The organism is Mucilaginibacter sp. SG564 (assembly GCF_013149275.1).
Classification (GTDB): domain Bacteria; phylum Bacteroidota; class Bacteroidia; order Sphingobacteriales; family Sphingobacteriaceae; genus Mucilaginibacter.
Genome location: NZ_JABGNA010000006.1, coordinates 229,655 through 242,298, shown reverse-complemented (window position 1 = coordinate 242,298; position 12,644 = coordinate 229,655). Strand labels below are relative to the sequence as shown.

The window sequence follows — 12,644 nt, the reverse complement described above, 5'->3', positions numbered from 1 at the left end:
GGATCGGAAATTTATTTAATACGCCCAATATGTGCCTAATATTTTATCGCGGCAATAGGTAAAAACACGGTATTTGAAGGTATGAAATAATCTATTCTTAGCTACCGCGAGTTTTTATCTAAATAGAAGCCGGAATCCCTCAATAAACAAACTTCGGTTTACCATCTTCACAGGCTACACCCTGGGGCGACTGAACCATCATACAATCTGAGCTTACATCCCATCTTTTATTAAACGCAGCCTGCTGCTCGGTATATGATCGCACCCTCTGCAGAAAGGCAGTTGTGTCCATTTTAATAGAGTAAGCTATAAAACCCGTGGGGCCGCCGCATGCTTTTGAGCCAATGGCGGTAAATTTCCAATCGTTGATATTTTCGCAGTTAAACTGCTGTGTCATTTTTTGAATATTGGTATAAAACTCTTTGAGCTTTTTTTCGTCATCGGCCTTCAGGCTTTGATGATTGTCTTTACAAGAGGTCATCAAAAACAGTGCGAGCAGCATAATAACAGCACTCCAAAGCAGGGCTAAATGTTTCATCATTACAGGATTGTGATTTATTAACCATACGCAGGCAAAAAGAAAAATGCTACAGATATGCTGGAAAAAAGGACCAGGTAAGTGAAGGAAAAGAAAAAAAATCACTAATTCACTAAATCAATAATTCAGTAACTAATCTTCAGGGTAAACGTTCATTTTATCTAAAAAGTACGCTTCAAAAAATATACTTTAAAAAGCTATCGAAAGCAGAAAGCCGTAAATATATTTGCCTCATCATCACCATTTTAAAACCTGAATTTATGATTCCTGAGAGTAAAAAAAACGCTGTTGACCATGCCTTGCTGGCAGCCTTTGGCACCAATACCCTGGAAGATATCCGTGAGCTCACCGCCGGCCTTTCTACGGCCCTGGTTTTCCGGATCGTGGTTGGCGGAAAGCCTTATCTGCTCCGCATCATTACCCGCACCGATGCCATGGCCGATCCAACGCTGGAATATAACTGCATGAAAGCCGCTGCCGAAGCCGGGATAGCACCCAAGGTGTGGTATACCAATGTAGATGACAGGATTGCTATTATTGATTTTATAGATGCCAAGCCTTTCCCGATGGAGGAAGCAAAAACAAAACTGCCTGCTTTGCTTAGTCAGTTGCATGCATTGCCGCCATTCCCTTTCCGCATCAACTATCTGGATAAAATTGGGGAGTTTATTGAAAAATTCAGGGACGATGAACTGATGCCTGATGAACTAACCACCGGACTGTTCGACTTTTACACCCAGGTTAAAAACATCTACCCCCGCAATCCCGAAGACCAGGTAGGCTGCCACAACGACCTGAAACCCGAGAACACCCTATTTGATGGCGAACGGGTATGGCTGGTTGACTGGGAAGCCGCCTTTTTAAACGACCGCTACCTGGACCTGGCCATCATGGCCAATTTTTTGGTGAAGAATGAGGACGATGAAAAGATCTATCTAAAAACTTACTTTGGTAAGGAAGCTACCGAGTATCAGCTCGCGCGCTTTTTCCTGATGCGGCAGATCCTTCACCTGTTTTACTTTGTTGTTTTTACGATTGTGGGCAAAACACCCGATAAACCCATCGATCCGGATATGCCCGTGCCCGGATTCAGGGAATTTCACGACCTCATCTGGACCGGGAAACTCAGCCTGGCCAATATGGACAACCGCCTGCAATATGCCCTGGTTCATCGGGAACAGTTGCAACACCATTTGGGATTGAGAAGATTGGATGATTCACTGCAGATTGTGGCGGGCTGCTAATTTCTACTTATTGTCATCTCGAACGAGGTACGAGGAGAGATCTTTTACGCCTGGCAAATGACAATTGCATTTTATCGTTCTCCTTAACCCCGTAAATATTAACCTTATGCTGACACGTTTAGCATACAATCCACATCAATTTTTTGTACATTTGCTTAAATTTTTAGCATTTTCTTTTTAAAGGCTGTATCTTAAACAAGCTTTTAAAAGCAAACCCGTTTACCCGGGTTTAATAAATTTGGTACCAATTACATATATGAACGAAATAACCGTTGACCTGGGCGAACAAAGCGAAGTTGAAGTTTATGGCGCCAGGGTACATAATTTAAAAAATATTGATGTTTCTTTTCCGCGCAACAAGCTGGTAGTGATCACCGGTTTGAGTGGCAGCGGCAAATCATCATTGGCTTTTGATACCATTTATGCCGAAGGGCAGCGCCGTTATATGGAAACATTTTCGGCCTACTCGCGCCAGTTCATGGGCGGTATGGAACGGCCCGATGTGGATAAGGTTTCGGGCCTGAGCCCGGTTATTGCCATTGAGCAAAAAACCACTAGCAAAAACCCTCGCTCAACCGTAGGTACCATTACCGAGATCTATGATTTTATGCGCCTGCTTTTTGCTCGTACCGGCGAGGCCTACTCCTACACTACCGGCGAGAAGATGGAGCGCATGAGCGAAGATCAGATCCTGAAAACCATTACCGAAAAATTCGACGGGCAGCCGGTAAATATCCTGGCCCCGGTGGTAAAAGCCCGAAAAGGTCATTACCGTGAGCTTTTTGAATCGATTCGCAAACAAGGCTATCTGAAAGTATGGATAGATGGCGCCATGGCCGATGTGGAGCCCAAAATGCAGGTGGATCGTTACAAGATACACGATATTGATATTGTGGTTGACCGCCTGGTGGTATCCGAAAAAGACAGCAAGCGTTTATATACTTCGGTACAAACAGCCCTTAAAATTGCCAAGGGCATCATCCGCGTAGGCGATAAGGACAACAACGTTGCGTATTACAGCAAGTATCTGATGGATCCGGTGTCGGGTATATCATACGATGAACCACAACCCAATACATTTTCCTTTAACTCGCCTTATGGCGCCTGCGAAAAGTGTAACGGTTTAGGTTATATTTTTGAGGTTGACGAAGCTTCGGTGATCCCCAACCCCAAACTAAGCATCATGAATGGCGGCCTTGCGCCTATTGGCGAGTACCGCGAAACCTGGATATTCCAGGTGTTGAAATCGCTCGCCAAAAAGTATGAGTTTTCGCTGTCGACCCCGATCGAAAAACTGACGCCCGAGCAAAAGGATATCATCCTGAACGGATCGCCGGATATGATCACTGTTGCCGTGGAGTACAACAAATGGAATGTACAAAGCTACCAGATCACTTTTGACGGTATTGTGCGTATGCTGGAAGAGCAGCAGGAGCGTCGCGGCGACGAAGGCATGGACGATATGGAAAATTATCGTGTGTTAAAAACCTGCCCGGTTTGCGAGGGTGCCCGATTAAAAAAGGAGTCGCTGCATTTCAAAGTCGATAATAAAAATATATTTGAACTGGCCTGTATGGACATCCGTACCCTGCAGGAGTGGTTCAACAACCTGGAAGACAGGCTGACCGAGCGCCAGAATGTAATTGCCAAAGAGATCCTGAAAGAGATCCGTGCACGTATTGTATTCCTATTGGATGTGGGTTTGAGCTATTTAACGCTCGACCGTACGGCCAAAACCCTTTCAGGCGGTGAAGCACAGCGGATCCGTTTGGCCACGCAGATAGGCTCGCAGCTCATGAATGTGATGTACATCCTGGATGAGCCCAGCATCGGTTTACACCAGCGCGATAACGAACGCCTCATCAATGCCCTCAAAAACCTGCGCGACCTGGGCAATACCGTGCTGGTGGTAGAGCATGATAAAGATATGATACTGGAAGCCGACCACGTGATTGATATGGGTCCGGCGGCTGGCGTACATGGCGGACAGGTAGTGGCCGAAGGCACCCCGGCCGAGCTGATGGCCAAACATACGCTCACCACATCCTATATCAACGGCGAGCGTTCCATTGCCATCCCTGCAAAACGCAGGGAAGGTAACGGCAAAACGCTGAGCCTGAAAAAAGCTACCGGCCATAACCTGAAAAAAGTATCGGTTGAATTTCCGCTGGGTAAACTCATTGGCATCACCGGCGTATCGGGCAGCGGTAAGTCAAGTCTCATCACTGAAACTTTGTATCCTATACTAAACCATCATTTTTTCAGGGCCAAGAAACAGCCTTTGCCTTATGAAAAAATTGAAGGGTTAGAAAATATCGACAAGGTGATCGAGATCGATCAAACACCAATCGGTCGTACACCGCGATCCAATCCGGCTACTTATACCGGGGTGTTCTCAGATATCCGTAACCTGTATGTGGCCCTGCCCGAATCCAGGATCAGAGGTTATAAACCAGGTCGCTTCTCCTTCAACGTAAAAGGCGGCCGCTGCGAAACCTGCCAGGGCGCCGGTATGAAAGTGATCGAGATGAACTTTTTACCCGATGTACAGGTGCCTTGCGAAGAATGCGGAGGTCGTAGGTACAATCGCGAAACACTGGAAGTACGCTATCGCGGCAAATCCATCAGCGATGTACTGGACATGAGCATTGAGGATGCTACGCCATTTTTTGAGCATATTCCATCCATATACCGCAAGGTGAAAACCTTATATGATGTAGGTTTGGGTTACATTACCCTGGGGCAGGCCTCCACAACGTTGTCCGGTGGTGAGGCGCAGCGTGTTAAACTGGCTACTGAGCTCTCCAAAAAGGATACTGGCAATACTTTTTATATACTGGACGAGCCAACAACCGGTTTGCATTTTGAAGACATCAACGTACTGCTGGGCGTACTGTACCAGCTTGTTGATAAAGGCAACACCGTACTGGTAATTGAACATAACCTGGATGTAATTAAAGTGGTTGACCACGTGATAGATCTAGGCCCCGAAGGTGGATCAGGAGGTGGGAATATCCTATTCTCCGGCACGCCAGAAGGACTATGCAAGGTTAAAAACAGCTTTACCGGTCAGTTCCTGAAAAAGGAAATGGGAATAAATTAATTATTGAATTAGTGAATTATTGATTGAAAAACCTTTCTTTCCCCGTCAGCAGATAAGCTTCGGGTGATTCTTAATTATCGAATTAGTGATTTAGTGAATTATTGATTGAAAAAACTTTCTTTCCTCGTCAGCAAATAAGCTTCGGGTGAAAGCGGACAGAACAATGGTGGGATGTGCGCTTGTAAGGGCATAGCGAACCTTACCTGAAGCGTGGGGGACTGAGCGAACGAAGTGGCGGTAAGGTTTAGTCCCGATAGCTATCGGGATGGTTCTGCCCGATTTGCAGAGCAAAGGCCTTGCGCGCAAAGAAGCATTTCTGCTGACTTGATTTTTTGGTTACTTTTGTATCAAGACAAAAGTAACAGCCTCAGCGGCAATTGAGCGCTCTACGACATTCATCTTCGCCCTGTATAAAAGGAATCGCTTCGTTCCTTGCAATGACGTATCGAATCAGGCTTGTACATCATGCTTTCAACTAAAAGGTGATTCACGCACAGTTTTCTTTATTTTCATTTTGTTAGCTTTACTCATTAACTACTAACTAAAATGAAGAAAACCGTCCTTTACCTCTTCGCTGCGATTGTATTAGCCGCATGTAATCAGCCTAAAACAAACAGTTCATCCAAAACCGACAACCCGGAGCTGGCCAAAGTATTCAACAATTACTTTGAAGAATCATTAAAACTATACCCGCTTACTGCCACCGGCATTGGCGATAACCGCTATAATGATCAGCTGCCCAATGATGGCTCGGCAGAATTTTTAGCGAAATCAAAAGCTTTTTATGAAAACTACCTGGCACAAGTAAAACACTTTAACCGGGAAGACCTTAGCGAGGCCGACCAGCTTTCCTACGATATTTTTACTTACGAGGCTCAGCTCGCATTGGACGGTTTTAAACAGCATTTTGAATACATGCCCTTTAACCAGTTCTATGCACTGCCACTTACTATAGGGCAGTTAGGCTCGGGCTCGGGTTCACAACCATTTAAAAGCGTAAAGGATTATAATGATTGGCTAAAACGCGTATCGGCATTTTCAGTTTGGGCCGATACCGCCATCAGCAATTTCAATAAAGGCATCAAAGCCGGTGTGGTTTTGCCCAAAGCGCTGGTAGTAAAAACCATTCCCGAATTGCAGGATCTGGTAGTTGCTGACCCTACAAAAAGTTTATTTTACGGCCCGATCACCAATCTGCCCAAAGACTTTTCTGATGCTGATAAAAAACAACTCACCGAAACTTACAAAAAAACCATCACCACCGTTATTTCGCCCACCTATAAAAAACTGGCCGATTATTTAAAAACCGAGTATTTGCCGCACGCACGTACAACTTCTGGTTACTCAGCCTTGCCCGATGGCACGGCCAAATATGCCTACCTGGTAAAACAACAAACCACTACTGACAAAACGCCTGAGGAAATTTACCAGACCGGATTGAAAGAGGTAAGCCGTATCCGTGGTATTATGGACAGCATCAAAACCAGTGTTGGCTTTAAAGGCGATCTGCAGGCGTTTTTTGAATACATGCGAACTGATCCTAAGTTCACCCCTTACAAAACCCCAAAAGAGGTTTTAGCCGCGTTCGAGAACATCCACAAACGCATGGAACCCAACCTGGAGAAAATGTTTAACCACGTACCTAAAACGCCTTTCGAGATCAGGCAAACGGAAGCTTTCAGGGCAGCATCAGCCAGTGCCGAATATAATGCAGGATCCGCCGATGGCAGCAGACCGGGTATATTTTATGTACCGATACTGGATGCTACCAAATTCAACATTACCTCGGGCATGGAGTCATTATTCCTGCATGAGGCTATCCCCGGCCATCATTACCAAATCTCGTTGACCCAGGAAAACAGTTCACTGCCAAAATTCAGACGGTTTGATCAGAATGAGAATGCCTACGTAGAGGGATGGGCGCTGTACTGCGAATCCTTAGGTAAAGAACTGGGGCTGTATACCGATCCTTACCAATACATGGGCGCTCTGGGCGACGAGATGCACCGTGCCATCCGCCTGGTGGTTGATGTGGCCATCCACACCAAAAACATGACCCGCGAGCAGGCTATTAAATACATGATGGATAACGAAGCCATCAGCGAACAAGGCGCCACCGCCGAAATTGAACGCTATATGGCTATCCCGGGCCAGGCACTGGGCTATAAAATAGGGGCTCTTAAAATACGCGAGTTGCGTAACAAGTACGAAAAACAGCTGGGCCGCAAATTTAACCTGGCCGAATTTCATAACCAGGTGCTTAAAGACGGAGCCATGCCGCTTGCCGTATTTGAAGCCAAAATGAACGCCTGGGCCGCCAAACAATAATACACAAACTATCTTCCGTTGCCCGTGATGACACGGGCAACTTTCATATTCACACCATTGCCCGTGTCACCAGGGGTAATTTTTATATCAGGCTATCGCAACTATTTTGCATTAAGTTCATCAGTACTTCATACTGCAACAATATTTTTGCATAAAAACAATTGGTTTTTTTTTGACCTTTGTTGTATAAAATTGTTGCCTGCGTGAAACAAAGCAATACAGATATCCTTAAAAAATTGCAAGTGCTGTGCATAGCTGCTTGTTATGTTTTTATTGCCGTATCGCACATCTTTTTTTTACCGCGTTTAACCGGGCCGGTGGTTGAGGCTGCCGTAAGTCATAATTCCATCTTTAAAAGGAAGACCGAAACCACAGTGGCCAGCCTTTCCCATACCAACTTTTTTCAACGTACCGATAAGTTTGTCATGAATGATAAAAAATCGGCTATTGATCTGTTAAGTATGGTGGTGGGCAATTTTATCATCCTGTTGTTTGCACAGCGCCTCTGGAAACTCAATCCGCAGCGTTTGCTCAACATTAATTGGTCAGTCACCGATTCACAATACTCCTATTTGTCCTTCTGCACCTTTAAAATTTGAGTTGATGAGGCCTGTCCGGCCCTGAGCTTATGCTCCATCATATATTCAAATTAGTTTATCTATCATTTACCGGTATTTACTGTATGCTTTGCCTTTAGGGTGATGCTTTTAATGCATCCTATCTGCTTAGTTTTTAACAGCCGCCGGTATAAGTTCATTTCAGAAACTTATGCAAAGTTTAAAAATAACCTTAGGTATTGCTGCGGGCCTGCTCATAGCGGTAAATACCTATGCACAGCAAAACAATGATCCGGCAGTCAGCCTAAAAACGCTGCTTAACCGCGTTGATCAGAATGCGCCTACGCTGCTTACCGACTCCGCAGCTATCAAGATCCGCCGCACGCAGGCTGCCGAAACGCATAGCAACTGGTTGCCTAATCTGCGCCTTAATTACCAGGCCGATATCGGTACCAACAACAACGTGGCCGGCCCATATTTTGGGTTTGGCATTATCCCGGCCGACTCCAAAGTACGCGCCGAAAGCAACAGCTCCGCCGTATCGGCTACCGTGGGCGTAGCCGCGCTCGACTGGGAGATCTACAATTTTGGCTCTTACGGCGCGCAAAACAAAGTGGCCAATTCTGATATCCAGGTGGAGCAAAATCAATTTGCAAGCTCCAAATACCAGTTACGGGCCTATACCATCAGCAATTATCTGCAACTGTTGCGCCTGCATGATCTGCTGGGTATACAGTCGCTCAATATACAGCGCAATACCGAGATCCTTCGCTCCATACAGTCATTGGCTAAAAGTGGGGTACGGGCAGGCGTTGATACCAGCATATCCGAGGCCGAGCTGTCAAAAGCCCGGTTAAATTATATCGAACTGATGAACCAGCAAAAGCAGGTGCAATTACAGCTTTCGTCGGTTAGTGGTTTGCCCTACCAATCCATCGTTCCGGATACTACCGCTGAGATGACGCTGATCGGGCAGTCGGCAGTGGTACAATCCTTAAATCCCGATACGGCTAATCACCCTTTGATCAACTATTACCAGTCGGTATACCAAAACAGCCTGCAGCGCGAGGATATGGTTAAAAAAAGCTATAATCCCAAGATCATGTTCGAAGCCGCGGCCTGGGGCCGGGGATCAAGTATCGATGCTAATGATCATTTCAACAGCCTGTCAAGTGGCCTGGGTGTCGATAGGAGCAATTACCTTGTAGGTATCGGCTTATCCTATAATTTGTTTGATATCCGCCGCCGCCAGCTCAAGCTACGCACCCAAAAGGCAACCACCGACTACAGCTCGCAAAAGCTGGCCGAGCAAAAACAACTGCTATCCATCAGCGCCAGCCAGGCCGATGTTGAACTGGAAACCGCCAGGCAGCGCTTGCAGGAAATTCCGCGACAGTTAAAAGCGGCTAACGAAGGTTACCGGCAAAAGCTGTCATTATATAAAAGCGGCTTAACCGATATTATTGAGCTCAATGCCGCGCTCAATATCCTTTACCGTGCCGAAACAGACCTGGCACAGGCCAAATTCGCTTACACCGGGGCCTTGTTCCAGAAAGCCGTTACCGAAAATCAGGTCAATACCGTTTTAAACCTTTTAAAATAATTTAGCTATGTCAATGGTCACCTCCGCGCTGAAAAGGCCCATCACTACCATAGTGATCACCATGAGTTTGCTGATATTTTCAGTGCTCAGCGCAGTAAAAATACCGATAGATATATTCCCGCAACTCAACCTGCCCACCATATACGTTATCGAAGCCTATGGCGGCATGTCGCCGCAGCAAATGGAAGGCTTTTTCTCTACCAAGTTCCAGGATCAGTTCCTGTACATCAATGGTATTAAAAGCATCACCAGTAAAAACATACAGGGTTTAACCCTCATTAAATTGTCCTTTTATGAAAGTACTAACATGGCCGAAGCTTCGGCACAGGTGGCGCTGCAGGTAAACAGGGCATCCAGCTTTTTCCCTCCCGGTGCATTGCCGCCGCAGGTAGTCCGGTTTGATGCCTCCTCCTTACCTGTTGGTCAACTGGTGTTCTCGAGCCCGACACGAAGTCTGAAGGATATTTACGATATGGCTGCCACCAAGATCCGCCCTATGTTTGCTACTGTTCCGGGCCTTTCGCCATCGCCGCCATTTGGCGCCAACGCGCGCTCCATCACCGTAAATCTTGATCCGGATAAACTGCGCAGTTACAATTTAACACCCGATGAAGTGGTTGACGCGCTGGCCAAGTTCAACGTAACATCGCCATCAGGTAACCTCAGGCTGGATAATACGATGTTCCTGACTACCATGAACACGCTCATTAAAAACCCGGACAACTTTGGCGATATCCCCGTAAAAACGCAGAATGGCGTACCCATCTTTGTAAAGGATGTGGCCCGCGTGGCCGATGCTGCAGATATTACGGTGGATTATGCCCTCATCAACGGCAAACGCTCGGTGTATATCCCCGTAGTGAAAACCGCCGATGCCTCTACCTGGGCCGTGGTGCAAAACCTCAAAAGCAAACTGCCCGAAATGCAGAACCTGCTGCCCGATGATGTGAAGCTGAGCTATGAGTTTGACCAATCGGTGTTTGTGGTGAATGCCGTGAAAAGTTTAATGACCGAAGGCGGACTGGGAGCCCTGCTCACCGGTTTAATGGTACTATTGTTTCTTCGCGATTGGCGAAGCAGTCTTATCGTGGTGATCACCATCCCGGTATCTATCCTGATAGGAGTGTTACTGCTCAGCATGTTCGGGCAAACCATCAATATCATGACCCTGAGCGGATTGGCGCTGGCCATCGGCATCCTCGTCGATCAGGCCACGGTAACCATCGAGAACATTCACCAGCACCTGGAAATGGGCAAATCCAAACGACAGGCTATTTATGATGCCTGCGAAGAGATCTCGTTTCCGTTATTGCTGATACTACTTTGTATCCTGGCGGTTTTCGCCCCATCGTTTATGATGAACGGCGTACCCAAGGCCATGTTTTTGCCGCTTTCCTTATCCATCGGTTTAACCATGATCGTATCCTACGTGCTGGCGCAAACTGTGGTACCTATTCTGAGTAACTGGCTCATCAAGGCCGAGCGTTACCAGCACTACCGCCACGAAGATATTCACGCCCACGCGGGCGAAGCACTGGATGAGCAGGAAGAAGGACAGGTAAAAAATCACCTGACTAACGAACAAAAACACCCCGAAGAGAACGACCTGTTTGAGCGCGTTAAACTATGGCTTATTGGAGTACTTAACAGGAGCATGCCGCGTAAAAAGGGCATAGTGCTGGTGTATCTTTTTAGTGTGATCATCCTGGCCGGTTTTTGCTTTGTGTTTATCGGCAAGGATATGATGCCGAAGCTCAATAACGGCCAGTTTCAGATCCGCATTAAAGAGCCCGATGGTACCCGTTTGGAACGCACCGAAGACGCCTTTAAACAGGTATTGCAGATCATTAACCAAACGGTGAATAACCATGTGGAGATCACCTCGGGTTATATTGGTTTGGTACCTACCGCTTACGGAACCAGTAACCTGTACGTATTTAATACCGGTACCCAGGAAGCTGTATTGCAGGTAAACCTGGATGAAAAATACAAGGTGAATATGGATGAGCTGAAAGATGCCCTGCGTAAAAACATCCACTATAAACTGCCTGAATTGCGCATAACCTTTGAACCTATTGACATGACCGAGAAGATTATGAGCCAGGGTGCATCATCGCCTATTGAGGTGCAGGTAGCAGGTAAGGATATGGCCCAGATTGAAGGCTATGCCAACAAAGTGGTAGATAAACTCAAAAGCATCAGTTACCTGCGCGATGTACAGATAGCTCAACCCCTTAAATTTCCGGTGATCAAGATCACGCTCGACAGGTTGAAGGCGGCACAGTTGGGACTTAATATCAAGGATATTGCCCGCTCGGTTACCGCCAGTACCTCATCAAGTCGTTTTACCGATAAAAACCTTTGGTTAGATGAAAAAGGAGCCTATACCTACCAGGTGCAGGTGCAAATTCCGGAATATGTGATGAACACCATGGATCAGTTGAAAGAAATCCCACTGGTTAAAGGCCAAAGTAGCCCGGTATTGAGCGATATCGCCACCTTTACTACCAGCTACGTACCGGGCGAATATGACCGGGCCGGGCCACGCCGCTTTGTAACCATCAGCGCCAATATTTATAAAAAGGATTTGGGTACCGCTACCAACGATGTGCAAAAGGCCATCAACTCGCTGGGTGCAGCACCTAAGGGCTTGGTGGCATCACAAAACGGTATGGCCAATCTGCTTACCGAAACACTGAGCAGTTTGCAGAATGGTTTGGGCCTGGCCATCCTGGTGATATTCCTATTGCTGGCGGCCAATTACCAGTCGTTCAAGGTATCGTTAACGGTATTATCAACGGTACCCGCAGTAATCCTGGGTTCATTGCTAATGTTGCTGGCTACTGGCTCTACGCTTAACCTGCAATCATACATGGGTATGATCATGTCGACGGGGGTGTCCGTGGCCAACGCCATCCTCATCGTAACCAATGCCGAAAAGCTGCGCCTGGATTATCGTGATGCCACCAAAGCGGCCATCACCAGCGCATCTATCCGTTTACGCCCCATCCTCATGACCAGTTTAGCCATGATTGCCGGTATGATACCTATGGCCTCGGGCATGGGCGAGGCCGGTGAGCAGTCTGCCCCGTTAGGCAGGGCGGTAATCGGCGGGCTATTTGCCTCAACACTGGCAGCCCTGTTTATTTTACCGCAGGTATTTGCCTGGGTACAAAACAAAACCGCCTACGATTCGCCATCATTAATGCCTGGTGAATCTGCCGAACACGCAACCGAAATAACAGAAGAAGAAACCTTAACAGTATAAGAT

General features: G+C 46.8%; 7 protein-coding genes. 6 read left to right on the top strand and 1 reads right to left on the bottom strand.

Annotated elements, in window-relative coordinates:
• Window positions 1–139: 139 nt before the first annotated feature.
• On the bottom strand, window positions 140–541 hold the full coding sequence (locus FHW89_RS15550; RefSeq protein ID WP_172335978.1) for a hypothetical protein: 402 nt from the start codon (window positions 539–541) through the stop codon (window positions 140–142).
• Between the two features lie 257 nt (window positions 542–798).
• On the opposite strand from FHW89_RS15550, the gene FHW89_RS15545 reads away from it, so the two are divergent.
• The 6 genes from FHW89_RS15545 (at window position 799) to FHW89_RS15520 (ending at window position 12,641) form a co-directional block, all read left to right on the top strand.
• Window positions 799–1,782 (top strand): phosphotransferase, encoded by a 984-nt coding sequence (locus FHW89_RS15545; RefSeq protein ID WP_172335977.1) that lies wholly within the window; start codon window positions 799–801, stop codon window positions 1,780–1,782.
• 256 nt (window positions 1,783–2,038) lie between these two features.
• Complete coding sequence (gene uvrA / locus FHW89_RS15540) at window positions 2,039–4,885, top strand: excinuclease ABC subunit UvrA (protein WP_172335976.1); 2,847 nt, start codon at window positions 2,039–2,041, stop codon at window positions 4,883–4,885.
• Window positions 4,886–5,431: 546 nt separating this feature from the next.
• Complete coding sequence (locus tag FHW89_RS15535) at window positions 5,432–7,213, top strand: DUF885 family protein (protein ID WP_172335975.1); 1,782 nt, start codon at window positions 5,432–5,434, stop codon at window positions 7,211–7,213.
• Window positions 7,214–7,416: 203 nt separating this feature from the next.
• Window positions 7,417–7,812, top strand: a complete 396-nt coding sequence (locus FHW89_RS15530; RefSeq protein WP_172335974.1) for a hypothetical protein — start codon at window positions 7,417–7,419, stop codon at window positions 7,810–7,812.
• A 169-nt stretch (window positions 7,813–7,981) separates the two neighbouring features.
• Window positions 7,982–9,373, top strand: coding sequence for a TolC family protein (locus FHW89_RS15525; RefSeq protein WP_172335973.1), 1,392 nt, complete (start codon window positions 7,982–7,984; stop codon window positions 9,371–9,373).
• Window positions 9,374–9,380: 7 nt separating this feature from the next.
• The gene (locus FHW89_RS15520) at window positions 9,381–12,641 is read left to right on the top strand and encodes an efflux RND transporter permease subunit (RefSeq protein WP_172335972.1); all 3,261 of its coding nucleotides are present in this window, start codon (window positions 9,381–9,383) and stop codon (window positions 12,639–12,641) included.
• Window positions 12,642–12,644: the final 3 nt, after the last annotated feature.

Coding starts and splice junctions, on each gene's coding strand:
- FHW89_RS15525 (WP_172335973.1), top strand. CDS start 7,982: ATGCAAAGTTTAAAAATAACCTTAGGTATTGCTGCGGGCCTGCTCATA.
- FHW89_RS15545 (WP_172335977.1), top strand. CDS start 799: ATGATTCCTGAGAGTAAAAAAAACGCTGTTGACCATGCCTTGCTGGCA.
- FHW89_RS15535 (WP_172335975.1), top strand. CDS start 5,432: ATGAAGAAAACCGTCCTTTACCTCTTCGCTGCGATTGTATTAGCCGCA.
- FHW89_RS15520 (WP_172335972.1), top strand. CDS start 9,381: ATGTCAATGGTCACCTCCGCGCTGAAAAGGCCCATCACTACCATAGTG.
- FHW89_RS15550 (WP_172335978.1), bottom strand. CDS start 541: ATGATGAAACATTTAGCCCTGCTTTGGAGTGCTGTTATTATGCTGCTC.
- uvrA (WP_172335976.1), top strand. CDS start 2,039: ATGAACGAAATAACCGTTGACCTGGGCGAACAAAGCGAAGTTGAAGTT.